Origin of the sequence: Mucilaginibacter sp. SG564, assembly GCF_013149275.1 — a bacterium.
Classification (GTDB): Bacteria; Bacteroidota; Bacteroidia; order Sphingobacteriales; family Sphingobacteriaceae; genus Mucilaginibacter.
In genome coordinates this window covers 203,470-229,654 of the sequence record NZ_JABGNA010000006.1, presented here as the reverse complement: position 1 = coordinate 229,654, position 26,185 = coordinate 203,470, and the positions used below count along the sequence as shown (strand labels likewise).

The window sequence follows — 26,185 nt, the reverse complement described above, 5'->3', positions numbered from 1 at the left end:
CATGAAATTTAAATCAATCATCATATTAGCAGCTGCCACCAGTGTGCTGGCAGCCTGCTCCAGTAACCAAACACCGGTCAATATAGCAGCGGTTTCCACCAGCAAAAAATCAGCCTATGAAACCGGTATCATAACCGAAAAAGCGCTATCCAGCCAGGCTCGCCTGCCGGGGCAATTAAAGCCTTTTAATGAGGTAAACATTTTCCCCAAGGTGAACGGCTTTGTAAAACAACTATATGTTGACCGTGGCGCCATAGTCAAAAAAGGGCAACTGTTGATGACCCTGGAAGCTCCCGAAATGGAATCTCAATTACAGGCGGCCAATTCCCGTTTTTTGCAGGCCCAGGAAAACGCCATCGCCAGTAAAGAAAAATACCAGCGCTTAAAAGAGGCCGCCAAAGAACCCGGCTCGGTATCCCCGCTCGATCTGGACAATGCCTCAGCCAAAATGAAAGCCGATGACGCTATGGCCCGGTCGGAGCAATCCAATGTAGCTTCGGTACGTACCATACAGGATTACCTGAATATCCGCGCGCCATTTGACGGCATGATCGTTCAGCGTAACGTATCGCCCGGAGCGTTGGTATCACCCGGCAAAGGAACCGATCAGCCGATGCTGATTTTGCAGGACATCAGCAAAATGCGTTTGGAAGTATTTATCCCAGAGGATTATGTGGACAAGGTAGATCTGCAACAGCCCGTTACCTTTGTATTTAACGCCATGCCAGGCAGTCAGCAAACTGCAAAAATAAGCCGCTCGGCTAACTCTCTGGGCAGCATGCGCTCCGAAGCTATTGAAATTGATGTGCAAAATAAAAACGGGCAGTTAAAGCCGGGTATGTATGCCGAAGTAAGAATCCCCATGCTTTCTGGCGCTAAATCACTGTTGGTGCCTAACAATGCTATTGTACGCTCAACAGAACGCGAGTATGTGGTTACTGTTAAAGAGGGAAAAGCCGTGTTGGTTGATATTAAAGAAGGCCTGGCCAGGAATGACTCCACCGAAGTATTTGGTAATCTGAAGGCCGGCGACCAGATCATTAATCACCCGGGTGATGAGTTGAAAGCCGGGGCGGCGATTAATTAGTGAATAGAATCAAGAGATAAGAGTCAGGAATCAAGAGAGAAAAATATATATTCCGCCCTAATAGGGATTGACGAAAAGAAACGTTTTGTCCTGATTCCTGACTCTTATCTCTTGATTCTCTTTTTTGTCGTTATTCACCCGCTCAATTGTCGTGTTAGGCCCCCACAAAATTGCGTTGCAACACTCATTTTTGTATAGTCAATCAATCTGTACTTATTAAAGGTAAACCGACATGGCAAATATCAATTCATACTTAACTTTTAACGGTAATTGCCTGGAGGCCATGACCTTCTATAAAGAATGCCTTGGAGGTGAACTCAGCTTCCAAACCGTTGGCGAACTACCCCTGCCACTTAATGAGCCCATGCCCCCCTGTATGGAAAATTGTGTGGTACATGCCACCCTCACCAAAGGCGATATGATACTTACTGCCTCGGATATGGTACCCGAATCTGGCTTGATCAGAGGCAATTCGGTTTCCTTACTATTAAATTGCAATACAGAGGAAGAGGCCCGGGATTATTACGCGCGGTTATCTACCAATGGCGAAGCAACTCATCCATTGGAAGATACTTTTTGGGGCAGCCTGTTTGGCGATCTTGTTGATCAATATGGCAACCAATGGCTGATTAGCTATGAGAATTAAGAGTCAAGATACAAGAATCAGGAGCCAGGAAATCAGAGACAATAAGGTGGTTTAAATCCAATTGAAGCTTCCTTCATTAAATGAATATTCCTATAAATTTAATCGAATAGCTTTTAAGTTACCTTGGATCCTGATTCTTGTATCTTGATTCTTGTATCTTGATTCTCTTAAAATAGATCAGGCTTGTTTAGCCTTTAATCTTTTATGGTGATAAATGTAGGACCCTATGATCAGCGCGAAACCAATTAACATAGGCAATACCTGTAATACCGGTGTGCCTATAGCCAGGGAAGAATACGTAGCTCCGGTAAGGTCAAAAACAAAACCCGCGTACACCCATTCCTTGATCCTGGGAAAACCGGGAATTAAAATAGCGATCACGCCCAGTAATTTAGCAGCACCTAAAAAGGGTGATAGGTAAGCAGGATACCCCAATTGCTTAAATATGGCCAGGGCTTCGGGCATCGACAACAGATCTGGCACCGCGCCTAATCCCATAAAGGCCAATAGCAAAATGGTAAAAATCCAGTAAGCAATGTTAATCTTTTTCGTATTCATGTGATTGTTTTTTAGGTTATTACGAATTAATCCAGACAGACTTTAGTACGCTGGGCAGGGCTTAAATGTTCTACTAATTTATCATTACGGCTGCCTAATTTAAACCACGAGCGTATAAAGGTGATTTTGCCATATTTAGCCATGTTCACCAGTAACACACTGATTAATATCACTATAAGGCCAAATATTTGCAGTACTGATATGTTTTCATGAGCAAACAGGATACCCAACAACACGGCTATAACCGGGTTTACATAGGAGTGCGTACTTACCTCGGTTGCCGGGCGCACTTTCAATAACCATACATATGCGCTGAATGCGGCTATCGAACCAAAAAATATCAGGTACACAATAGCCAACCATGACTGCAAAGGCACACTGGCCAGATGAAATGAACCCAGTTCATGGCCAAACAAACTGGCAGGTATAAAGGCCAGACCCGAGATGATCATTTGCCAGGAGGTGTTTACCCTTGCCGGAGCATCGCTACCCCGTTTTTTGGAAACCAACGAGCCTGCCGACCAGGCAATAGGGCCGGCCAGCAGCAGGATCAGGCCGGTTAACTGCTCATGGCTTATGGCACCAGATAATGATTTGCTGAAAGCCTCACCAAAAAGCAGGATCACCCCGGCAAAACCCAGTATCAATCCAGCAATGGTGGTACGGCTTTTAAAATTGGCTTTCCAGTTTATCCTGTCAAGAATTACAAACCAAATAGGGTTGGCCGATACCAGGATGGCCACCATAGCGCTTGGCAGGGTACGTTCGGCCCAGAACACAATACCGGTACCCACAAAAAGCATCAGCAAACCACTGATGGCCGAAGTGATGATATCTCTTTTAACCCAAAGCTTATCACCTTTCAACTGACACCATGTTAATAACAATATGCCAGCTGTAAAAAAGCGAACAGCTCCCATCAGCATAGGCGGAAAGCCGTGTACGGCCATCTGGATAAAAAAGTAGGTGGAGCCCCATACCACATAAACAATGACAAAGGCTATTACCACTAAAAAGGTTGATGGTTTATTTGAAGTCGCAGTTTTCATATTATTTAGTTTTTACAGGTACGGTAGTAGGTTTATTTTTTTCGGCGATGAAGAATACCAGTAGCTTGGCCGGTTTATTCTTGCTGCTATTACGGGTTACCGCATGCAGGCCGTTTGGCTTTTCATAAAATGAATCGCCGGGTTTATAATGATAGGTTTTGCCCTCAAAAGTTGATTCCAGCTCACCTTCCAGCAAATAGCCAAAAGTTGGAAAAGGGTGCCTGTGCGCGGCGGACACACTTGCCGGCGGAAAGGTTACCACCAGCATTTGCACCTCTTTATTGTTGATACCCCGCTGATTGAGCAAGGTTTTGAGCAGATAAGTTTCAGTTATGTTGCTCTGCTCTTTATGGTGTACCTGTTTCGGCGTACTTAACTTGCCAAAGCATGGGGGCAAAAGCGTTAATATAGCGATAAATAATGTATTCATTTTTATAAAATTTATGGACTCAAACAGTTTCTACACCGTTTTTATCCTGGTAAATACTCAGTTGCTTGTTGATTTTTTGATGTGATAGCAGGCTGTCGATGCTCCAGGCGTATGATGGTAAGCTGGCCAGCAAAATACTCGCCGCGCTCAGTGTAAATACCGAATAACCCAACGGCGATTCGATACCAAAGGATATGGCCATGGCTAAGGCAAAACAGAATCCTAAAATTCCGGAACCAATTGCCGCCTGGCGGGTGAACAAACCTATCAGGATCAGGAAACCAAAAACAGCTTCGCCTATGGTAGCGAGGGTAGCAAAAGCGGGAATTACCGATGCTGGCAAAAAGCTCATAACCTGGCGGGCATAATCCACAAAATGCGGCCAGTCGCCCCAGCCTACATGCGGCCTGCCATGAGCGCCTAATACACCCAAACGGTCGGCAACTTCCCATAAATAAGCCGAGCCTATGGCTACGCGTAAGTACAGGGAGGGGAGTTTAAAATTTTGAGTCAGCTGCATAATCTTTGTGTTTTATTAAATAACACTTAAAGGTACGCCGCCTGTGGACCACTTATGTGGTCCACTAATAATAACGAAGATGGTCCAGTTTGAGTTAGCGGATATTCTTTCTTATCCGGCTCAGGGACGTAGGAGTAACGCCGATGAATGAGGCGAGATATTTCTGAGGTATCTTTTGCAGAAAAGTAGGTTTGGTCAGCAGGTCGAGGTAACGCTGTTCGGCCGAATCCCGTTGGAGGGCAGTGAACCGCTCCAGCAGATTAAGGATCACATCTTCCCAAAAATTGCGCATCATTTCCTGCATTTCCGGGTATTGTCTATACAAGTTGGTCAGTTCGCTTTTGGGCAGGTACCATATTACTGTGTCCTCAATAGCCTGCAAAAAATACTTTGAGGGTTTTTCGCTGATAAAACTATAGATCTCAATAGCCGAGGAATATTCAAAAGCAAACCACACCGATATTTCTACCTCATCCTGCAAATAATACAGTCGTAAACAGCCCTGCTGCACAAAAACCAGGTCGGAGCATACCAAGCCTTCCTCCAATAAAAGATCATTCTTTTTCAGGCTGCGTTGCTTAAACTTCTGGGTAACAGCATCCAGCTTATCCTCGTCAAGATCCGCGTATTGTTTTATAAAAGCCCTAAGTTCTGCCGTCATTATGCCGATTAATGTACAAATTTTGTTTTTATTGTATCCAATAAAAAAGCATTGGCCTATATTTATCATTCATAAACCAATAGCCAACTGGTCCAGTATGCACTTAGCCGAATTTTTAATACCGATTGACAAAACTGCGCAAACACCGGTTTATCTCCAAATTGCCAATGGCATTATTGGCCAGATACGTCAGGGTAAATTAAAGCCAGGCTCGGCATTACCAGGCAGCCGGGCATTGGCGCAAAAACTAGCCATACACCGTCAAACCGTGGTAGCCGCCTATGACGAGCTGTATGCACAAAGCTGGGTTGAGGTTTATCCGCGCCGGGGTCTTTTTGTAGCTAAGAACCTCCCCGATATTAAACCACGACAGTTATCTGAGCATGCCGAACCAGGTGGTTATAATGCAAAAACCTATTTTGACGTAGACGACAACAGGATCCCCTTTCCCCAATTATTTAAGCCTGCTCATCATGCTAACCTGGTCATTAACGATGGTTTTCCGGATACCCGCTTAGCTCCAATTGACCTGATGGTACGCGAATACCGGCGCTTTGGCAATTATCATTTCACCCAACAATACCTTATGTACGGCCCGGAGTATGGTTCCGAAAACCTGCGTACAGAGCTTGCCCGTTTTTTGGGCGAAACACGCGGCTTGCAGGTTAATCCTGAGCATATCATGATTACCAAAGGTGTGCAAATGGCCCTATACCTCACCGCCCAGATATTACTCTCCAAAAACGATACGGTAATTGCTGCCGATCCCGGCTATCCTGAAGCAAACCACACTTTTGAACAGGCCGGGGCGCAAATGGCGCTGGTTCCGGTTGATGAGTGTGGGATTGACCTGGAAGCCGTGGAAGCTATCTGTAAAAAGAAAAAGGTAAAACTGGTATATGTTATTCCGCATCATCACCGCCCAACTACGGTTACCTTAAGTTCTGAACGGCGCATGCAGCTGCTGGAGCTTGCGCATAAATACCGTTTTGCAATTGTTGAGGACGATTATGATTATGATTTTCATTACTCAAGCGGCCCCATCTTACCATTGGCCAGCGCCGATTACTATGGTAGTATCATTTATATCGGCTCGTTTTGTAAAACCATAGCGCCGGGTATCCGCATCGGCTTTATGGTGGCACCGCCCAACTTAATTACACAGGCCGCCCGCTTACGCAGATTGATTGACAGGCAGGGCGAATTACTTTTAGAAGAAGCCATGTCCAACCTGCTAAAGAACGGCGATATAGGCCGGCATCTGAAAAAAGCCAACAAAACCTACCACGAACGGCGCGATGTATTTTGTAACCTGCTCAAAGAGCAGCTTCATGAACATATTAGTTTTAAAATACCCGATGGTGGTTTTGCAGTTTGGGTAAATTATCTCAATGGCATTAAAGCCCGTGAAGTGGCTGAAAAAGCCGCGGTTATGGGCTTGTCCGTAAGTAATGGCAATGGTTATTACCATGACGCCGCATTTCCCAGCTCTTCGGTGCGTTTAGGCTTTGCCTCTTTAACGCCCAAAGAGCTGGAAACCGCTACCGGGATATTAACATCGGCTGTTAAAAAATCGCTTAATAGTTGATATAATCTTCGGTAAAACTGCCATCGGCATACAGATCTATAAGCCCATAACCGGGAGCCGTTTCCCTGCGGTTGCCTTCCCACCAGGCACCGCTTACCGCACCATTGCAAAGGTAGGTAACATGGTTATACACCAGTTTTTCGCGTAGGTGGATGTGCCCGCTCAGGCAAAGCTTTACGTTGGGATGCTGGTAAAACAGTTTGATGATCTTGGCATTATCGGTATGCATATCGCCGCCATACATTGTCCACCGGTTCACGGTGTTATCCTCAATCAGGTTAGTGGCTGTCAGGATAGGGATATGCGTCATCACCAACACCGGAGTAGATGGATCGGTAGTTTTCAATTCCTGTTCGAGCCAGGCAAATTGCTCATCGCCCAGTTTGCCGATGTACCAGGTATTGTCAATATCCAGGTGAACACTATCCAGGATAATGAATTTCCAGCCGTTTTGCGTAAAACTATAATAAGGTTTAACAAGGCCCAGCTGATCCATGGAGTATTTTTTGCCGTAAATAGCTTGTCCTTTATCGTTCTCGTTCCACCAGATGTCATGATTGCCCAGGCAGTAACGTACCGGTACGCTGCAATCGGCCTTCATGATGGATTTGCTTAGTTGCCATTGATCGTTTATGGTGCTGAGATTTTCCTTGTTCATATCAAATACCACGTCGCCGCCATTCAATACCAGATCAACTTTGGGGCTTTGCTGTTGCACATGGTGCAGACATTTGGCAAACCTGGCCGGCGCATCGAATTTATTTTTAAGGTGGATATCGGTTAAATGGGCTACCCTCAAAACGGGCTCGTTTTTTGCTGATGTTTTACCAAACGTTAGAGAAGGGACCAACAGCAGTCCCCCGATATTTTTCAGGGCCGATCTTCTTTGCATAGTTCTATATTTCAGTAGCCACAAAGGTGCTTTATCCATTTGGATTTTAGCTTAAATCAGGGTTAAATAATCTGTTACAAAAATCTATAAAACCCGATGAGGTAAAAATACCTATTCATTACATTTGTCAAAATTTAAACAATGATAGTACACCACGTTTTATTCTGGCTCAAAGCCGACACTACCGCTGATCAAAAAATAGCTTTTCGTAAAAGCCTGGAAACATTAGCAGGCGTTGAAAGCATTAAAACATTACATATTGGTACACCTGCCCCCATTGAACGTGCAGTTGTGGATACCACCTATACTTTTAGCTTAACCGTATTTTTTGATGATCTGGCCGGGCACGATGTTTATCAAACCCACCCATTGCACCTGGCTTTTTTGGATGGTTTCCGCGTATACTTTGATAAAGTAGTGATATACGATGCCGAATAAACTATAAAATACCATACATACAAAACCCGCTTTATATTAACATAAAGCGGGTTTGCTGAGATTGAGTAAAGTTGATCGGTATTTATAGATAGAATAAGATAAGTATCTGGTATTAGCTCTATAACGGCGCTCTGCCGTTTTCATTATATTTACGGTAATTTCAAGGGGTTTTGGTTTATCTATTATTCTATTTCGGGTATCAGATCATTTTCTTTTTTTAATAAAGTTAATACCTCTGCCCATGACCGTACCCGCTGATGATGATCAATATTGGCATTATGTGCAGCATTAAACATAATGGTTGTCCCTTTAAATTTATCCAGGTTTTTAGGATGATCATCGATCATGTAATCGGTATTGATGAGGCTTTTATCACCGCAAAAAACAATATGGGTCCAGGGTATAAATGGAAAGTGCTCCTGCAGCCACTCATATTTTTCGGGCAGTGATAAGGGGAATTCCATGGCCGCCGATACGATAAAAATTTCGTAATCCTCCATCAGTTCCCTGATAGCCTCCACTGCGCCCGGAACCACCGGCAGGGTACGGAAAAAGCCAGGTGATAATATAAACTTGCGTATGGCGCCTTCCTCCGGGAAACCTTCTCCTTCGGGCTTACCTACCATGTGTTCATAAGGGATCTGCACACCATAGGTATTGTAGTACCAGGTTAAATATTGCGTATCGGTATCTGCCAAAACGCCGTCCATATCTACTGCAATTCTTTTTAATTTCTTCATGTTTTATTGTTGTTATTCTTTAAGCTCCAAACTGTCGTAAATGATGATCAAGATGTTTATGCATACCAACGCCCCAGGTAGCCGGTGTAAGCTCCCCGAAAAAAGGATGTGGGTGCTTGGTTGCCCCATTTTCGCCGGCAGCCTGGAATTTTTTGATATATGCTATTAGTCTTTGTTTTTCTGTCGCGAAATCCCTGTTGTCAGTAATTTTCAAATGCTTGTCTGATGGCACATTCTGCGCAAAAGGTTTTTCGTTAAAATATTCCTTTTGGGCCATCCGTCCGAAGATCCAGCCTAAAAAAGTTCTTGGTAAATTCTTTTCGCCATTAGCCATTTGCAGTGTTACTGAGCAATGAGCCAGCATTTGCGCAATCTCCATTTTGCCCCAAAGCGGCTTTGGGGTGGGCTTTAAATGTTCAACACGATCAAGGATTTCAGATGTGTCGGTTTGGTTAAATAGATTTTTCATATTGCAATATTATGCAATAAATATCAATTTATTGCAAATTAAATATGAATTTAATGCAATAATTTGCAATAAGCAATTTATCCTTATATTTGTTCTTATGCTGAAAGAAGAACGTCTTCAAAAAATAATTGAACAGATTGCCCAGGACAATAAAGTTGTTTTGGACGATCTGAGCCGCTTGCTCAATGTGTCGACAGACACGGTTAGAAGGGATATCAAAGAATTATCAGACAAGGGCCTCTTAAAAGCTGTTCGGGGTGGCGCCATTATGAGTTCACCAGTACATCCCCATTTTAAGGAACGTCAGCATATTGATACACATCATAAAAAAGTAATAGCGCAAAAAGCTTTAGAATTTATAAAACCCGGGCAGGTTATCATTCTTAATGGAGGTACCACCACCACCGCGGTTATTGCCGCGTTGCCAAAAGACATCAGCCTAACCGTTGTTACCAACAGCTTCCCGGTGGTATCTATTTTAGAGGATTACCCCCATGTTACCGTTTTTTTTATTGGCGGCGAGCTTAACAAACATGCGTTTTCAACTACCGGGCATGAAACCATTGAGGCCATACGTAATTTCAGGGCAGATGTGTGTCTGATGGGTATTTGCAGCATTGATCTTAAGCTGGGCCTAACCGGCTTTACTTACCAGGAAAGCCTGGTTGACAGGGCCATGATCGAAACATCAAAATATGTTATCGCCCTATCCACCTACGATAAAATAGGTGCGTCGGACCCGTATTATGTATGCGCGGCTAATGCCATCGACGTTATTGTTACCGAAAAAGATCCATCCACAACAGACCTGAGTGGATTTAAAGAAGCAGGGATATTGATTAAGTAAGAGAGAGTCAAGAGTCAAGAGTCAAGAGTCAAGAGTCAAGAGTCAAGAGTCAAGAGTCAAGAGTCAAGAGTCAAGAGCCCCCTCTAAATCTCCCCCAAAGGGGGAGACTTTAAAAAGATTATTTTAAAGCCCTCTCTCCCGATAGCTATCGGGATGGAGAGGGTTGGGTGAGGCTCTTGATTCTTGCCTCTTATATCTTTATTCTATTCCAATTCTATTTAGCTTTCAACCCATCAGGAGCGAAATCAAGCGAGATGGAGTTCATACAATACCTTTTATAGGTTGGCGCCGGGCCATCATCAAAAATATGCCCCAGGTGCGAGCCACACCGGGCACAAAGCACTTCGGTACGTTGCATCCCATGCGAATCATCTTCCCGGTAAATCACGCTGTTTTTACGTACAGCCTGGTAAAAGCTTGGCCAACCGCAATTGCTGGCAAATTTAGCGTCGGACCGGAACAGTTCATTTCCGCATACGGCACAATAGTAAGTACCTTTGGCATTTTTATCCCAGTACTGCCCGGTAAACGGGGCCTCTGTTGCTTGTTCTCTCGCAGTAGCATATAAATCTGGCGGTAATATCTTTTTCCACTCCGCGTCGCTTACGTTTAGTTTTTTGGTATCGGTATTGGAGTAATACGGGTTCTTTTCGTGCCCTTTATTGCTTTTCAGGTTCTGGGCATTAGCTGCTCCAAAGAAAAGCACCAATACACATGCTAAAATTATTGCCTTCATTAGTTTATGATTTCAATTTGTTTTTGAATACCTTTTTGAATTTTTCCAGCTCGGGCTGTATCACGTATTTGCAATAAGGCTGACTACCATTTTGGTTAAAATAGTTCTGGTGATAATCTTCGGCCTTGTAAAATACTTTATAAGGCACTACCTGGGTTACGATATTGCTTTTATAAGCTTTCTCGGTATTGAGCTTGCCGATGTAATAATCGGCTTTTTGCTTTTGAGCTGCATTGTGATAAAATATAGCCGAGCGGTATTGCGTACCCACATCATTACCCTGGCGGTTAAGTTGGGTAGGGTCATGGGCAACAAAAAAGGCTTCCAGCAACTCGTCAAAGGAGATCTGCGCCGGGTCATAGATAATATTGCAAGCTTCGGCATGCCCGGTTGTACCGGTACAAACCTGCTCGTAGCTCGGGTTGGCCACATGCCCGCCACTAAAGCCCGAGATTACTTTTTTTACACCCTTTAACTGTTGAAACTTGGCTTCGGTGCACCAGAAACAGCCAGTAGCGAAAGTGGCCGTATCCAATTTTGGGCCGTGTAAATTACCGGTAACCGGTTTATTACCCGTTGCGGCGAGGGCAACAGCGCAATTGGCCATGAATAGCATTAAAAGCACGATATTCTTTTTCATTGATATTTTATTTATACGTTTTATACTTTCTTAGGATTCTATTACAACTAACGTAATAAGTTTGCCCATGGTTAATGAAATGTATTCTATTTTGCTGAATGTGATGATTGGCTGACAATCTGCTTTAGTAATACTCTTTAAGTCTGATCATTGTTTTAACGCTTAGTCGGCTAAAGTGGGTAAACCTTACAGCAAGATTACGAGGTTTTATGAAATATATTGACACAGCAAAACCCGCTTTATAAATAAAGTGGGTTTTGCTGTTGAAAAAGTAATGGCCTTTGATTAAACACCGCATGATGCATGATCGACTCACCCGGTCTACGCTTCGCTGGACCACCCTCTCTTCGCCTGCGGCGAAAAGAGGGTCAAGGAAAAATAAAAACATTTGCAGTCGCTCGGCTCCAGCCAAGTGACTGCGAAAAAAAATGAAAACCCCCTCTATGCGCGAAGCGGAGAGAGGGGTGACGAGCGCAGCGATGTCGGGGTGAGTCGATACCACGCGTTCGATCCTTATCATCTGTCTAATTCATGGATGGATTAGATGTGCATACCACCCGATGCTTCGATGCGTTGGGCGTTTATCCAGCGGGCATCCTCGGTACATAAAAAGGCTACCACACCTCCAATATCTTCGGCCACACCTACTCTGCCTAACGCGGTAGCGCTGCTTACCATCTTATTTACATCTGCATTGTCCCGAACCACGCCTCCCGAAAAATCAGTGGCAATAGCGCCGGGAGCAACAACGTTTGCCCTGATACCGCGTGGCCCTAACTCAACTGCCAGGTACCGGGTAAATACTTCAACCGCGCCTTTCATGGAAGCATAAGCCGATGGCCCAGGCATGCTAAAACGGGCTAAACCTGATGATATATTGACGATACCACCGCCATCATTCAGCAGGTTGAGCGATCCCTGTGTTAAAAAGTAAACGCCTTTAAAATGGATGTTCAACAGTTCGTCAAACATTTCTTCAGTCACCTGGCCAAAAGGCGCGTGACCACCGATGCCGCCGTTATTGATCAAAAAGTCGAAATGATTGGTATTAAACGTATTTTTCAGCACACCGGTTAGGTCTTCAAAAAAAGCAGGGAAGCTTTTTACATCGCCTACATTGAGTTGCAGGGCTGTGGCCTTGCTTCCGGCTTGCTCAAGCTCGGCCACTACGGCCAGGGCATCTTCTTTGCGGCTGTTGTATGTTATAATAACGTCGAGGCCTTTTTGAGCCAATTTAAGCGCCATGTTTTTCCCCAACCCGCGGCTGCCGCCGGTTACCAGGGCAATTTTATGATTTGTTGACATTGTGTTTGTGTTGTATTATAATTTGTAAAAAGTGTTTTTAATTTTTAGATGCAATCCATTGAGCGCCTACCTTGCTGGTTTGGCTTAATAAAAAACCGGGAGCCAGGCGGCTCATTATCCTAATTACACGGGCCAAGCCGGGATATATCTCCAACTGGTCTTTCATCAGGCCTTTGATGGCCACGTCTATCAATTTTACGGGTTCCATCAGCATTTTATCGTCAAAACCGTCTACCGCAGGAAACTTGTCATTCAAAGGGGTTTTGGAAGCAGGCGCTATCAGCTCAAACACCTTAATACCTGTGTTTTTAAGTTGCACACGCAATGATTTGGTATACGATCGCAAACCCGATTTGGTAGCCCCGTAAATTGGCGACAATGGAAAAGGCATCAATGCTATGCCGGAGGTGACATTTAAAATAGCCGCAGCTTTTTGCTTTTTGAGATGCGGCAAAAACTGTTGCACCATGCGGATAGGTCCCATGAGATTAATCTCTACCTCACGTGTGATATCATGCAGATCGATAGAACTATCATGAAAACTGATCATCCGCATTTCGCCGGCATTATTGATCAGCATGTTCAGACCGGGAAATTGGGTAGTTACCCGTTCAAATAAAAGGGCTATTTGTTCCGGGTCACTTACATCACTTTGAAAAGTGTGTATACCGGGTAGTTTGGCCCGGGCCTCATCCAGACGATCCTGGTTACGACCGGTAATGATCACGGTATTGCCTAGGGCCAGCAGGCGCGAGGCAAATTCGTAACCAAAGCCGCTGGTGCCGCCGGTAATGAGTATAGTATTATGCTGGAGTTTCATTTGTTTTATCTTAAAATTTGATAAAACAAAGTTCCGTTAAATACCGCCCTGACCGTTTGTGAATATCAATCCGTTTTTTGCAAAATTCAAATATTACTTATGCCCGAAACTTCAATGGCGCAATATTAGTTTGTTTTTTAAAAAAGGTAGAAAAATGCGCCACTTCCTCAAAACCCAGACTATAGGCAATCTCCGAAATATTCCAGGCGGTTTGTTTAAGCAGGATCTTGGCTTCCTGTATAATTCGGTTGCTGATATGCTCGGTAGTGGTTTTACCGGTATTTTCTTTAAGCACTTTGTTGAGGTGATTGATATGGACAGATAGCCTGTCGGCATAATCTTTGGCGGTACGCAAACCTATTTTCTGGTGCGGCGAATCGATAGGAAACTGGCGTTCCAAAAGCTCAATAAACAGGGACGATACCCTGGCAGATGCGTTATGCCCGGCATACAGCGTGGTGAGTGGTTGCAGCTTTTGCCCGTAATGAATCAACTCCAGTACATAGTTTCGCAACAGGTCGTACTTGTAGGCATAATCAGAGCCTATCTCCCCACTCATCTTTTTGAAAATGTGACGAATATCGGCGGCCTCCTCATCACTCAACTGAAACACGGGGTAGCCACCCGGTTTAAATATAGGCAGGTCATCCAATACTACACCGCTCTTGCTGGGCAACAGAAAATCGGCTGTAAAAATGCAAAAGAATCCTAATTGCTGATCGGTCTGGGGCACCCAGTTATAGGGTATTTTTGGGGTAGCGAAAAGCAGGGCATTCTTTTCTATCTCAATAGTCTTGTCGGCATATTCGGCCATGCTATGCCCGCTTATCAGGCTTATTTTATAGTAGGCCCGGCGGTTGTAAGGCATCAACCCGGGTGCCTTTTTGATCCGTGTAAATAGTTCAGCTACATCAAAAACATTGAAGTGACCAATCTCTTTGTTGATGCCTTCGGGCAATAGCGAGTTCACACTTTCGCCACTTACAGAGGCCGCGTGTTCGTAAAAATCATCCAGCGTAGTAACATCCATAGCACACAGAATTTATAAAATTCAAATATACTATTGTTAAGTCATAAGTCTTGAGTTCTAAGTCTTAAGTCGCTTTTTTTGACTTAAGGCTTAGGACTCTGGACTCAATGTCTAATCGCCGATGTATTTTTACTTATTTCATTTTTTAAAAGCTGGTCAAGCTCTTTTACCTTATCCGGATACGCATCCGCCAGGTTCTTTTTTTCGCCGATATCATCTTTAAGATTATACAGTTGCGGCGCTGGTGAATTACCCGATTCTATGCCTACATCTTTCATAAGCGCCACACCGGGATGCGGTTTTATATATTTCCAGTCGCCTCTGATGATGGCTGTGGGATCTGCGCTGCCTTGCTCTATTAGTGTTGATCTTCCTTGTTTACTCTTCCCTAAAAGCGCTTCCAGATGATCTTCACTATCGGGCGCATCCCCGTTAGGGACTTTCTGATTCAGCAGGTGTGCTACCGATGCTAAAATATCCATCTGGCTAAACAAGGCATCCGAAACCCCGGGCTTTACCTGCGCAGGCCAGTTCACTATAAAAGGTACACGGGTACCTGCTTCCAGGGCGCTGTATTTGCCGCCCCGCATTGGCCCCCAGGGCGTATGCCCACTCAGTTGGGTAACGGCACCATCCTGGTACCCATCATCAAGCACGGGACCGTTATCGCTCGTGAAGATGATGAGCGTATTTTTGGTCATGCCATTCAACTCCAGGGTTTTCATCAGTTGGCCAATAGTCCAGTCGAGCTGAAGGATATCATCTCCCCGATAACCCAGGCCGCTGGTGCCTTTAAAGCGGGTGGCCGGCATGCGTGGCACATGGGGCTCGGTTAAAGCATAATACAAAAAGAAAGGTTTTTGGCGATGATCGGTTACAAACTGCTCCACTTTGAATAAAAAGGTAGCTGATACCTCCTCATCCACCCAGCGGGCCCGGTACCCACCACTCATATAGCCAATGCGACCGATACCGTTCACAATGGTATTATCATGTCCCTGCCCAGGTGATGATTTGAGTTTTAACAGCTCCGGATGTTCTTTACCAGTAGGATCATTGCCTATTTTCTTGCTGTAATCAACCGCTATGGGGTCATTGCCATCACTCGCCACTACCCGGTGATTTTCCAGAAAAACGGTGGGCACCCTATCGGCCGTTGCCGGAAAAATGAACGAGTAATCAAAGCCAACTTCATTGGGACCGGGTTTTATTTCGCCGTTCCAGTTTTTGTTGACACTGTCGCCCAGCCCCAAGTGCCATTTGCCTACAATAGCCGTAGCGTAGCCCGCCCGTTTAAATACCTGGGGCAGGGTAGTTTTATCGGTTGGAATAATGAGCGCCGCATTACCCGGCAATATGCCCGTACCGGTTTTGCGCCAGGGGTATTTGCCGGTCATCAGTGCGAACCGCGATGGTGTACAGGTGGCTGAAGTAGCATGGGCATTGGTAAAGCGGATACCACTTTTGGCCAGCTTATCCAGGTTGGGCGTATGCAGTTTGGTAGCGCCATAGCAGCTCAGGTCGCCGTAACCCAGATCATCGGCGTAGATGTATATTACATTGGGCCTTTGCTGTGCATGGCTTGCGGAAAACCCGCCGATTAGCAGAAAAAGGACGTTTATAGTTTTCAGTAAGATTTTGTTCTTCATACCAGCGTAATTCAATAAGGTATATAAATGACTGTCGATACAGTGCTTTTAGTCCAACAAGATACTTATAAAAGCCGGGCCGCCTAAAGCTTAAAATAGCACAAACGTTTGCACGGGGTTCGGGCGGGCTATCTGGCCCGATCTGGAGAGTAAAAACTTTTTAAACATCAAATTTTAACACTTTTTTGGTCAAAAACGGGGGTAAAACGTTCGTGTTTTGACGGTTTTAACTAAATTTTAACGCCATTTTAACACTTTTTAACAAATTTTTGGTGGGTTTTTAAAGGCTTAAAAAGTTTTAAATAATTGATCATCAAATAACTAAATGCTAAAATTAGTTTTTTTGGCCCCTTTTATCTCTTAAACAAACGGCCCGGATCTCCTTTTTCAGGAGAACCGGGCCGTTGTATGTATACAAATATACGGATTTAAGTTCTTAGTTTTAAGTGTTGAGTCGCCCTTTTGCAGAGACGCAAATATGCATCTCTATACAGAAAATGCTTTCCGAAATTTCCACTCATGACTTCGGACTCCAGACTTACCCCAGCGCCTTAATCGGGCTGCCTGTCCATTCGGTTTCGGACGCCAGGCTTTCGCCTTTCATTACCAGGGACAGGGGTTCCAGTTTTACATCGTTGCCTATTTCGCTATCATACAAAATAATGCTGCGGGCGCCTATACTGCAGCGGGCGCCTATTTTTACGGTTCCTACTTTCATCACCCGGTCTTCAAATAAATGGGTTTGCGGACCGCAGTCTTCATTCAGCGCCGCGTCATCGCCTATGGAAACCATATCGTACTCGGTAATATCGGTGGTGTTGAGCCATACCCGTTTACCTATTTTCACACCAAACAGACGCAGCGCCCAGGGTAAAAAGGGCGTGCCTTTTAAAAATTCCAGCATAAAGGGAACAGCCAGGGCTTCGTAAGTAGTGGTGATGGCTTCGCTTCGCCAAACGCGGTGCGTCCACATGGGGTTTTGTTCTTTTTTAAACCTGCCTATCACTACCCATTTTAAAGCCAGGGAGATGAGGAAGGCCGGGAGCCCCATATAGAAAAGGTAATAGAACGGCACCTTGGGTATTTGTTCAAAGATCTGCAAAACAGTACGTTCCTTGATGAGATCATGGCAATAAGCGATGAAGAGCACGCTGCAGCAAATGATCACGGTTTCGGGCAGCAGGATACGGATAGTCTCGATCATCCCGCGGGCCAGCTTGCGCGACCATGAAGGGGTGGTGGTCAATGATGCCGGATACGTACCGCTGTCCTGGCGGCGGGGCAAACCTAAAGCCGGCGAGCCAAACCAATCGCCCAGCGGATTTTCCTGCTGTTGCTCAATAGTTGGCGGTACCGATAATACACCTATCAACATATTGTCGCCCAGTTCATATCCCTGGGGAATCAATGCGCTGTTGCCTACAAAACTGCTGTTGCCAATGGTGGTCTTTTTTAAGATGAGCCGCTGTGCACGGATATCCTCTTCGCCCAGGGTAACGGCATCGGCAATGAATGATCCGTTACCTATCTCGAGCATGGTATGGGTAACGTTGCTGGCGGTGGAGATCTCGGTATTTTTACCAATTTTCGATCCCAGCATCCTGAAGAAAAAGGAAACAAAAACGGTAGCGTAGATGGGGTGAAGCACGATAAGCGCGACAGATATCAATTGATCAGAAAGCCATTTACGTACATACGTACTGCTGAAAACAGGGTAGGTGCCGGGTTTGATCTTCCACAACAACAGGCGCGATAACAGCACGGTTTCCAACGCGTACAATACAATATATAGCAGCGTAAGCGCCGGTACGTGGATAAAATAACTAAAGTCATAATCGCCGGTTTGCAAATCCAGGTAATTCAACAACCTGATCACGGGGAGCAAAGGCACTAATACAACGGCCGGAAAAATAATAAGCAGCAGCGTATACAGAAAGCCGTAAGTTTTGATCTTCAAAAAAGGAGACTTAAGCGGTTGCGGCAACTCTTCGGGCTGCATTTGATGCACCTTTTCTGCCGGACTACCCTTCCATACCTCGTAAGCCTTGATGGTTTGGCCGCTTTGCAAATGGCTCAGGTCCTGCAGTTCGCCCCAGTCTTCTACAACAGTGCCGCCCGACAGCACCGCGCCGCTGCCAATGTAAGCATGAGCTCCGATACTGATCTTACTGAATTTGATCAACCCGTTTTCCACCGATACGTTATCCAGCACCACGCCCGAGCTCAGGCTCACATCGCTGCCAATTTCCAGCAGGTCGTTGGCGCCAATAGTAATCGCGCTTATTTGCGCGTCTTTAGCCACGCGGGTACCCAGCATACGTAAATATAAAGGATAAAGCGGCGTACCATTCATGAACTGTGCGGGGGCCAATTGTGTTAAGCGGTTTACGAGCCAGTAACGGAAATAATAAGAACCCCATAAAGGATGTTCACCTTCTTTAACCTTGCCCAGCAATATCCATTTGGCGGCAATGCCCAGTAAAGATAAAAATGGAGGGATCAGACAATATAACAACAGTGCAATTGCGAGGCCAATGCCCGAATTGTCCTGACCTGATTCTGTTTTACTCACCACATAATAGTAGCCCAGGTAAGGCACAAATATCTGCACGGCAAACAGGCCGTATATAAACAACAGGGAGATGGCCTGCGCCAAACCACACAAGAAATAGCGCAAAGGAGGAATTTTATGAAAGATCTCTTTGTCGACCGTTTTCTTTTCCCGGGCTTTCTTTTCTGCAAGCTCCCAGGTAGTGATGAGGTTTTTTACCGGACGATTGGTATAAATATCTTTTAATGACGCATGCTGTACACCAGCCTCTTTGCGCAGCCATGATGAAAATGTGGCCGCTAATAAAGAATGCCCGCCCAGATCTGTAAAGAAATCCGATTCGGGGGTGATATCCCTGCCGGGGAACAGGTGGTTGAGCCCGGCCATTACTTTTACCGCCAGCGGATCATCAGGGCTGATATGAATTTCCTCCTGTTGCGGTACATTTTGTAAAGCCTCAGGTACAGGGAGCGATTTGCGATCGATCTTGCCGCTCGGCAGCCGGGGGAATTTGTCTATCTGTATAACTACTAACGGTACCATGTAGGGAGGTAATACCTCTGAAAGGCGGCTACGGCTATGCTGCTGATCAAATGTATGACCCGGTTTTAACGTCACATAACCTACCAGTTGATCCTGCCCTGTGGAGTCTTTTTTCAAAGCCACAGCGGCTGTGGCTACCTCTTCGAGCTGGTTCAATCTCGATTCAATTTCGCCCAGCTCTATCCGGTAACCACGAAGTTTCACCTGATCGTCCAGTCGGCCATGAAAGTCGATCCGGCCATCAGGCTGCATCACCACGGCATCGCCGCTCAGGTAAATACGGTCGCCTGCCAGTTCCATCAAAGTTGCAGGTTTATCCAGGAATTTTTCGCGGGTCAATTCAGGCCGGTTCACATAACCCTCGCTCACGCCCGGGCCCGAAATAATGAGTTCGCCTTGCTGTCCGGTAGGCAGCAGGTTAAATTTATCGTCAACTACGGCCAGGTCGTAGTTGGGCAGCGGTCCGCCAATGGTAATAGCATCGCCGGGTTTCAGCGGCACCATAGTGGTGGTTACCGTTGTTTCGGTAGGGCCGTAGCTATTGTAAAATATGTTTTTGCCAGGTTTGCTCCAGCGGTTTAACACGGCTGGGGTACAGGCTTCGCCGCCGGCGTTAATGAGGCGCAGCGTGGGGATATCATCATCCATAACCGCCAACAGGCTGGGTACGGCGTGCAGTATAGTAATTTGTTGCTGCTTTAATATATCGCTTAACTCATCGATAGATTTTGCCGTGGTGGCATCGGCTATCCATAAAGATGCACCGACAAAAAGACTTATCCAGGTTTCTTCGCACCACATATCAAATGATACCGAAAAGCCCTGGTATACTTTATCCTGTTGCGTGATGCCGAGCACACTTTGCTCCGACCGGATAAGATGGCAGATATGTTTATGCTGAATGGGGATCCCTTTCGGTTTACCCGTACTACCCGAGGTGTATAACACATAGGCGCGATCATCCGCATCGGGTCCTACCGGTAAAACATAATCCTCATATTGCTCCCGATATTCCGGAACGGCAAAAACCGGGCAGTCCAGGGCAGGATGGGCATCGCTGAAACAGGCGGCAGCGCCAATTTCCTGTAGTACGATCTGCAATCGCTCTTCGGGCATTTCCCTATCCAGCGGAACGTAGGCGGCACCCGATTTTACAATACCGAGGATAACGGCTTGCAGATCGAGCCCTCGGGATTGCCATACCCCTATGGAATGGCCCTTGCCAATACCTTTTGAAGCAATAAATCCCGCGATGTAATTACTCCAGGAATCGAGCTGGGCATAATTCAGTTGCCTGTCGCCAAAAATGAGGGCTGTATTATGGGCATATTGCGATGCCGACGCTCTGAAAATGTCGGCAAGGGTTTCGTGTTTAATAAAGTCAGGTCGTTCTGTACCTTTTAGTAAGCTCTTGGCTATCATCATCATGGTTAGGCCTCTGGTAGTTTTTGTCTGCAAATTGGTAATGCAAACCGTTGCCAACCAAATGTATTAAAAATGTCGGGTTGAAGAATTTAATAACAGATGATTTAACAGCAATATATTATTAATATTTCATCCCGGTTTCAACAGACGGATATATGACTTTGTTTAGGTATAAACGTTTAAAGCGGTTATTTTTTTTGTGTGCTGTCGCGGTGTCGACTCACCCCGCCTGCGCTGGGCTGGGCGACCCTCTCTCCGCCTTCGGCGCAAAGAGGGCGGATGAATATATTTGTCATGCTTATACTCCCGCGAGATTAGCGCAGCGTATCTCGTGGACTACAGGCCGGACGAAGGCTACTCCGCAGGAGTAAAAGCTTTGTAGCAAACAAACGCTAAGAATCTGACATGCCGTAGGTATGCAACCAGAGTGCAGTACCTCCGGCACTGGTCTTTAAACTACTTTTATTCTACAAAGCTTTAACCCCGATCGGGTTCACTGTATCTTCCAGCGTATAAACGGGTTGGATACCGTACAATTCAAATCGCTGTACGGTGTCGGCCATCATTCACCACATTATTTTATTTATATTTACGAAACCTGCTATTTCGAAAAATATTAAAGTTTAATCTAAATGCTTCTCAGTTCAGTTCTCAATACCACCCATGCTATTAATGGCGACGAGGTATTAAAAGTAATTTTATCGGTTGTATGCGGCAGTATCCTGGGATTTGAGCGGGAGATCAGGGGTAAATCAGCAGGGTTCCGTACGCTGGCGCTGATCTGTTTTGGCTCAACGGTATTCACCATTTGCTCGTACCTTTTAGGTGTCGACGCCAACCGCGATCGTATAGCCGCCAACATTATTACCGGTGTGGGCTTTTTAGGCGCCGGTGTTATATTCCGCAATAATGTGACCGTTTCGGGCATCACCACCGCCGCTTCCATCTGGATTGCCGCTGCCATAGGTATGCTCATCGGCATTGGCGAATATATGCTGACGGGCCTTTCGCTGGTGCTCTCCTTATTTATACTTTACGCCCTTGATTTTATCCAGTTCCAGATAGATTTCCGCTTTCAGCACCGCGATTATAAGATCACTTTCAAGGACAAATATCCTTCGGGAGCCATTCAACAGCAAATAGAAACTTTAAAGCTGCAGGTTACCAATTCCAAACTATTACGCTCCGGCGAACAGGTGATCCTGGAAGTACTGGTATCCGGCAAGGGCAAACAACTGGAATTGTTTAATGACTGGCTACTCGATCAAGATATTGTCCAATCCTTTGAGTGGTAAAAGCCTTTTCACCTGCCCTGCATTATATTCCTACATTTTAAATTCAGTACATCATGGATACTATTATTGAAAGAATTAAAAAATTTAATGCACCGCTGCTGCCCGATAAGGTTCAACTCAAATATAGGGCGATGACCGAGAGCCCTTTTCGCTTTTTTAGGGGCACCTGCCATTTGTTTTATGAAGACCTGGCCCGGGTTAAAGATTTCCCGGTTTCGCCGCCGGTATGGATCTGCGGCGACCTTCACCTGGAAAACTTTGGCAGTTTTAAAGGCAACAACCGCCTGGTTTATTTTGACCTGAATGATTTTGACGAATCGATGCTGGCTCCTTTAAACTGGGAATTGGCCCGGGTACTCACCAGCATTTACGTAGCTTTTGATACGCTGAACCTCACCAAAGCCGAGGCCGACACCATGGTTAAGCTTTTTTTGAAGAAGTATAGCGAAGTGCTGCAATCGGGCAAGGCCTATTATATCGACCCCAGAACAGCAGGCGGCATTGTGAGTGATTTTTTAATCAAAGTTAAAAAGCGGAAAGAAAAAGATTTTATCAAAAAAATTGCCGCCCCGGTACATAAACAATTGCGCATCAGCATCAATGATCAAACCCATTTTGCGATCCAAAAACCCCTGAAGACCGACCTGATGCAACACCTGGACAGCTTGCTGGAAAAAAGCACGGCCTGGCCCAATAATTATGAGGTTAAAGATGCCGCCTTCAGAGTAGCAGGTACCGGGAGCATTGGGTTAAAACGTTATATGTTCTTATTGCAGAACACCAAAAATAAAGCCGACTTTTTATTAATGGATCTTAAAAAAGGTGCACGATCGTCCCTCGCGCCTTATAACCCAATCCCGCAACCACAATGGACTTCGGACGCCGAGCGGATCATCACTACCAAATACCGCATGCAAAATATATCGCCGGCATTACTAAGCACCACGGTATTTAAAGGCGACACTTATGTATTACAGGAAATGCAGCCCTTTGCCGATAAGATCAACCTGGACGTTTTAGCCGGTAACCTGAAGGATATGCAATGTGTACTGCTGGATATGGCTACATTAACCGCCTCGGCACAATTGCGAAGCTGCGGCATACAGGGCTCGGCCATTAATGATGAGCTCACCGCCTTCGCCCACGAAACCGCCTGGCAAAAAACACTCATCAGTTATGCAAAAAGCTATGCCGGCCAGGTTAAAAAAGATTACAAACAGTATATGGCCGGTTACAAGTCTATCAAAACCAAATAATTAAACTTCAATAGCTATAATTTAACATTTATCTGCTCAACAAAACCAGCACTTTAAACACATCCTATCTTAAACCCTTTATTTTTAATTGTTTACGCAAACGCTTGCGTAAACAATTATTGATATAGCCAACTGCTATCTCCGCAATTATTTCGTTATAAAAAAACTCCCCGTAAAATAGCCTGTTTTGCTGCGCTTTACCAGCCTGTTTCATTTATATTTTCCTTAAAGGCAATAACTCCAAACAAACGTTTGCGTGGTGATAGAACAGGCAAATTATATCTTTTTAAAATACATTCACTCCACGAAAGTAAACCAGACTGATAACCCTGTTTTTTATAACGCACTGCAAAATAGATTGATAGATACAGAACGAATGCTTTTGCGCCAGGTAGCCACTGGTGATCAAACGTCGTTCACTATACTTTTTGAGCATTATTCAAAAACAGTGTATCCCTTTGCTTTAGTAAGCAAAATTTTGGGGTGAACTCTAAAAATACTTTAATATGAAAAAGTTTATTTTTCTTTCAATTTGTTTACTGTCAACTTCATTTGTCGGTAAAAGCAGCGATTTTCATTTAGTTAATTATTACTGGGATCCGGTTCGGGATCTTCATTATCATCTCAATAAAAAAATATGGGATGGAACACATAGTATAGCTACTTCTATACAGATTGTCAATATGATGGATGTACCGGTAATCGTAACAGGTCCTGCTTACATCAATCCACCACTTACACCACCAATGGGTGCTGGTGGATCTTTGGTTTTATCTCCTCATACTACTGATTACTTCCAGACAAGTATTGAAGCAAACAATAACGGGGTAGCAGGAGGTATTCAAATTAATTTTCAGTCTTCAGGGGATATGACAGTTAATAATGGAATATCAAATCCAGGTCCTATTGGTGGATCAACTATTAATGGCTACCTGAGTTTTGTTATTCCTCCTCAATACTTCACCACAAACCCTTATCAAACATTTGTTTTATACGTTACTCGCGAACCCCTATAAATTTATTGAGTAAAATCTAAATCCAAAATTAATAACCCTGTTTTTTATAACGCATTGCAAAATAGATTGATAGATACAGAACGAATGCTTTTGCGCCAGGTAGCCACTGGTGATCAAACGTCGTTTACTATACTTTTTAAGCATTATTCAAAAACAGTGTATCCCTTTGCTTTAAAGCTTACCCGGTCTGATGAGCTGGCCGAAGAAATTTTGCAGGAGATCTTTCTGAAGATCTGGATCAATCGCCAAAACCTGCCCGAGATTGAAAATTTTGGCGCTTATATTAACCGCATGACCCGCAATTACGCCTATAATGTATTAAGGCGCATCGCTCATGAAAACCTTATCTCCTTTGAACTGAGCAAACAAATGACGGAGGAGGTAAACAGCACCGAAGACACGGTTATATACCGAGATCTGGAACATTCGCTTAACCGGGCTATCAGCTGCCTTACACCACAACAAAAACTGGTTTATACGCTGTGCCAGCAGGAAGGATTAAAATACAGTGAAGTAGCCGGGCGGTTAAATATCTCGTCATCAACAGTGCATACCCACATGAAACTGGCCCTCAAATTCATCCGGACCTATTTTGTCCAGATCAATACCCTCATCCTGTTCTATTTGCTTTTCAAATAGCCTCGTCAATATTTTATTTCATTGATCTTCAGATACTTAAAATAAAAGTCAATAAAATCACTATTTCAACTCACCCTACCGGCCCTGCCGTGTGTCAGTGTATATAAAGGGCTAAATACGCGATCTGCCTTCCCGTAAATGCGCCCTTTACATAACATGAATAACCAACAACTCGCTCAATTATTTAACCGGTATATGAACAAAGAAGCGTCTGGGGCAGAAACCCATGAGCTTTTTGATTATATCAATGATCCGCTCAATGCACAACAGGTAAAAGAAATAATTGGAGATGCCCTTATCCAGGAGACAGAACACCGTGCCTTACCCGATCATCGCCAACAATTGATCCTTGATCGCATTTTTGATCAACAATCGTTACCGGCAAAAAAGTTTAATGGCCGGGTATTACACTGGGTAAAGCTGGCAGCGGCTATACTCCTGTTTATTTTACCCGGGATATATTTCATTAAAAACAACAATCCAAAACCAACAGGCTTAACTGCTTTAAATAAACCCAAGCCAATTGATGTACAACCGGGTGGTAATAAGGCTATACTAACCCTTGGCGATGGTTCGCGCATTGTTTTAGATTCGGCCCGGAACGGCTTGCTGGCTCACCAGGGTAATACCAAAATTGTGAAATCGGCCAACGGGCATATCGGTTATAACACTACAGCTAATGATACCGATGCTCCTATATTTAATACCATGACAACGCCCCGGGGCGGTAAGTATGATCTGCAACTTGCCGATGGTACCAAAGTATGGCTCAACGCTTCGTCATCCATTACCTATCCCATCACTTTCACGGGCGCCGAACGCAGGGTAAGCATTACTGGTGAAGCCTATTTTGAGGTGGCTAAAAATAAAGCGATGCCCTTTAAAATTAATGTGAACGGCCAGGAAGAAGTACAGGTTTTAGGCACCCACTTTAACATTATGGCTTATAACGACGAAGCCGTCATTAAAACTACGTTGCTTGAAGGATCGGTAAGGATTGTGAGAAATAAAATGACCAGCATGTTAAAACCCGGGCAGCAGGCACAGCTTACCACCGATGGCAAATTATCCATTACGGATGACGCGGATATCAACGCCGTTATGGCCTGGAAAAACGGGCAAACCTTTTTTGTAAACGAAGACATCAAAACCATTATGCGGCAGGTGTCACGCTGGTATGACATCGATGTGGAGTATCAGGGCGATATGCCCACCCGCTTATTCACCGGCGGTATCTCCCGCGAATCAAACCTGTCTGTTTTATTAAAAATACTGGAATTAAATAAGATACATTTTAAGATGGTTGGTAAAAAGCTCATCGTAACCCCCTAAACCTTATTAAACTCAATTGATTG

The 26,185-nt window shown here is 44.8% G+C and carries 26 protein-coding genes; 10 read left to right on the top strand and 16 right to left on the bottom strand.

What is annotated here, in order from left to right:
• The first annotated feature begins 1 nt into the window (after position 1).
• Positions 2–1,087 (top strand): efflux RND transporter periplasmic adaptor subunit, encoded by a 1,086-nt coding sequence (locus FHW89_RS15515; protein WP_172335971.1) that lies wholly within the window; start codon positions 2–4, stop codon positions 1,085–1,087.
• 232 nt (positions 1,088–1,319) lie between these two features.
• Positions 1,320–1,733: a VOC family protein gene (locus FHW89_RS15510; RefSeq protein ID WP_172335970.1), complete on the top strand. Its 414-nt coding sequence runs from the start codon at positions 1,320–1,322 to the stop codon at positions 1,731–1,733.
• Positions 1,734–1,910: 177 nt separating this feature from the next.
• Here FHW89_RS15510 and FHW89_RS15505 read toward each other — a convergent pair whose 3' ends face one another.
• The 5 genes from FHW89_RS15505 to FHW89_RS15485 all read right to left on the bottom strand — a co-directional run bounded on the left by FHW89_RS15505 (position 1,911) and on the right by FHW89_RS15485 (position 4,951).
• Positions 1,911–2,291 (bottom strand): DoxX family protein, encoded by a 381-nt coding sequence (locus FHW89_RS15505; RefSeq protein WP_172335969.1) that lies wholly within the window; start codon positions 2,289–2,291, stop codon positions 1,911–1,913.
• Between the two features lie 26 nt (positions 2,292–2,317).
• Positions 2,318–3,340, bottom strand: a complete 1,023-nt coding sequence (locus tag FHW89_RS15500; protein ID WP_172335968.1) for an EamA family transporter — start codon at positions 3,338–3,340, stop codon at positions 2,318–2,320.
• Between the two features lies 1 nt (position 3,341).
• On the bottom strand, positions 3,342–3,770 hold the full coding sequence (locus FHW89_RS15495; protein ID WP_172335967.1) for a cupin domain-containing protein: 429 nt from the start codon (positions 3,768–3,770) through the stop codon (positions 3,342–3,344).
• Between the two features lie 19 nt (positions 3,771–3,789).
• Positions 3,790–4,290 (bottom strand): DoxX family protein, encoded by a 501-nt coding sequence (locus tag FHW89_RS15490; protein ID WP_172335966.1) that lies wholly within the window; start codon positions 4,288–4,290, stop codon positions 3,790–3,792.
• 94 nt (positions 4,291–4,384) lie between these two features.
• On the bottom strand, positions 4,385–4,951 hold the full coding sequence (locus FHW89_RS15485) for a Crp/Fnr family transcriptional regulator (RefSeq protein ID WP_172335965.1): 567 nt from the start codon (positions 4,949–4,951) through the stop codon (positions 4,385–4,387).
• A 97-nt stretch (positions 4,952–5,048) separates the two neighbouring features.
• Here FHW89_RS15485 and FHW89_RS15480 point away from each other — a divergent pair, with 97 nt between their 5' ends.
• Complete coding sequence (locus tag FHW89_RS15480; RefSeq protein ID WP_172335964.1) at positions 5,049–6,539, top strand: PLP-dependent aminotransferase family protein; 1,491 nt, start codon at positions 5,049–5,051, stop codon at positions 6,537–6,539.
• Here the strand turns inward: FHW89_RS15480 and FHW89_RS15475 are convergent.
• Positions 6,529–7,431 (bottom strand): metallophosphoesterase, encoded by a 903-nt coding sequence (locus FHW89_RS15475; protein WP_172335963.1) that lies wholly within the window; start codon positions 7,429–7,431, stop codon positions 6,529–6,531. The two genes, FHW89_RS15480 and FHW89_RS15475, sit on opposite strands and share 11 nt — an antisense overlap.
• Positions 7,432–7,572: 141 nt before the next feature.
• On the opposite strand from FHW89_RS15475, the gene FHW89_RS15470 reads away from it, so the two are divergent.
• Positions 7,573–7,869 carry a Dabb family protein gene (locus FHW89_RS15470; protein ID WP_172335962.1) on the top strand — a complete coding sequence of 99 codons (297 nt, stop codon included), beginning with the start codon at positions 7,573–7,575 and terminating at the stop codon, positions 7,867–7,869.
• A 182-nt stretch (positions 7,870–8,051) separates the two neighbouring features.
• On the opposite strand, the gene FHW89_RS15465 is transcribed toward FHW89_RS15470, so the two are convergent.
• Positions 8,052–8,609 carry a 5'(3')-deoxyribonucleotidase gene (locus FHW89_RS15465; RefSeq protein ID WP_172335961.1) on the bottom strand — a complete coding sequence of 186 codons (558 nt, stop codon included), beginning with the start codon at positions 8,607–8,609 and terminating at the stop codon, positions 8,052–8,054.
• 19 nt (positions 8,610–8,628) lie between these two features.
• Positions 8,629–9,078 carry a DUF1569 domain-containing protein gene (locus tag FHW89_RS15460; protein ID WP_172335960.1) on the bottom strand — a complete coding sequence of 150 codons (450 nt, stop codon included), beginning with the start codon at positions 9,076–9,078 and terminating at the stop codon, positions 8,629–8,631.
• A 97-nt stretch (positions 9,079–9,175) separates the two neighbouring features.
• Here FHW89_RS15460 and FHW89_RS15455 point away from each other — a divergent pair, with 97 nt between their 5' ends.
• The gene (locus FHW89_RS15455) at positions 9,176–9,925 is read left to right on the top strand and encodes a DeoR/GlpR family DNA-binding transcription regulator (RefSeq protein WP_172335959.1); all 750 of its coding nucleotides are present in this window, start codon (positions 9,176–9,178) and stop codon (positions 9,923–9,925) included.
• Positions 9,926–10,139: 214 nt separating this feature from the next.
• On the opposite strand, the gene msrB is transcribed toward FHW89_RS15455, so the two are convergent.
• The 7 genes from msrB to FHW89_RS15420 form a co-directional block, all read right to left on the bottom strand.
• Entirely contained in the window at positions 10,140–10,661 is a 522-nt protein-coding gene (gene msrB, locus FHW89_RS15450; RefSeq protein WP_172335958.1) for a peptide-methionine (R)-S-oxide reductase MsrB, read from the bottom strand.
• A 4-nt stretch (positions 10,662–10,665) separates the two neighbouring features.
• The gene (msrA, locus tag FHW89_RS15445) at positions 10,666–11,301 is read right to left on the bottom strand and encodes a peptide-methionine (S)-S-oxide reductase MsrA (protein WP_253952245.1); all 636 of its coding nucleotides are present in this window, start codon (positions 11,299–11,301) and stop codon (positions 10,666–10,668) included.
• A gap of 540 nt (positions 11,302–11,841) precedes the next feature.
• On the bottom strand, positions 11,842–12,606 hold the full coding sequence (locus tag FHW89_RS15440) for an SDR family NAD(P)-dependent oxidoreductase (protein WP_172335957.1): 765 nt from the start codon (positions 12,604–12,606) through the stop codon (positions 11,842–11,844).
• Between the two features lie 37 nt (positions 12,607–12,643).
• Positions 12,644–13,426 carry an SDR family oxidoreductase gene (locus FHW89_RS15435; RefSeq protein ID WP_172335956.1) on the bottom strand — a complete coding sequence of 261 codons (783 nt, stop codon included), beginning with the start codon at positions 13,424–13,426 and terminating at the stop codon, positions 12,644–12,646.
• A gap of 97 nt (positions 13,427–13,523) precedes the next feature.
• Entirely contained in the window at positions 13,524–14,456 is a 933-nt protein-coding gene (locus FHW89_RS15430; protein WP_172335955.1) for an AraC family transcriptional regulator, read from the bottom strand.
• A 104-nt stretch (positions 14,457–14,560) separates the two neighbouring features.
• The gene (locus tag FHW89_RS15425) at positions 14,561–16,105 is read right to left on the bottom strand and encodes an arylsulfatase (protein WP_172335954.1); all 1,545 of its coding nucleotides are present in this window, start codon (positions 16,103–16,105) and stop codon (positions 14,561–14,563) included.
• A gap of 538 nt (positions 16,106–16,643) precedes the next feature.
• Positions 16,644–20,627 carry a Pls/PosA family non-ribosomal peptide synthetase gene (locus tag FHW89_RS15420; RefSeq protein WP_253952244.1) on the bottom strand — a complete coding sequence of 1,328 codons (3,984 nt, stop codon included), beginning with the start codon at positions 20,625–20,627 and terminating at the stop codon, positions 16,644–16,646.
• A gap of 629 nt (positions 20,628–21,256) precedes the next feature.
• Here FHW89_RS15420 and FHW89_RS15415 point away from each other — a divergent pair.
• Both FHW89_RS15415 and FHW89_RS15410 read left to right on the top strand, forming a co-directional pair.
• A complete protein-coding gene (locus FHW89_RS15415; RefSeq protein ID WP_172335953.1) occupies positions 21,257–21,919 on the top strand; it encodes an MgtC/SapB family protein in 663 nt (220 codons plus the stop codon).
• Between the two features lie 53 nt (positions 21,920–21,972).
• Positions 21,973–23,175 (top strand): DUF2252 domain-containing protein, encoded by a 1,203-nt coding sequence (locus FHW89_RS15410; protein ID WP_172335952.1) that lies wholly within the window; start codon positions 21,973–21,975, stop codon positions 23,173–23,175.
• Between the two features lie 64 nt (positions 23,176–23,239).
• Here the strand turns inward: FHW89_RS15410 and FHW89_RS15405 are convergent, their stop codons facing one another.
• A complete protein-coding gene (locus tag FHW89_RS15405; RefSeq protein WP_172335951.1) occupies positions 23,240–23,389 on the bottom strand; it encodes a hypothetical protein in 150 nt (49 codons plus the stop codon).
• Positions 23,390–23,681: 292 nt separating this feature from the next.
• Between FHW89_RS15405 and FHW89_RS15400 the strand changes: the two genes are divergently transcribed.
• The 3 genes from FHW89_RS15400 (at position 23,682) to FHW89_RS15390 (ending at position 26,162) form a co-directional block, all read left to right on the top strand.
• Complete coding sequence (locus FHW89_RS15400) at positions 23,682–24,191, top strand: hypothetical protein (protein ID WP_172335950.1); 510 nt, start codon at positions 23,682–23,684, stop codon at positions 24,189–24,191.
• Between the two features lie 66 nt (positions 24,192–24,257).
• Entirely contained in the window at positions 24,258–24,830 is a 573-nt protein-coding gene (locus FHW89_RS15395) for an RNA polymerase sigma factor (protein ID WP_172335949.1), read from the top strand.
• Between the two features lie 195 nt (positions 24,831–25,025).
• Positions 25,026–26,162: a FecR family protein gene (locus FHW89_RS15390; protein ID WP_172335948.1), complete on the top strand. Its 1,137-nt coding sequence runs from the start codon at positions 25,026–25,028 to the stop codon at positions 26,160–26,162.
• Positions 26,163–26,185: the final 23 nt, after the last annotated feature.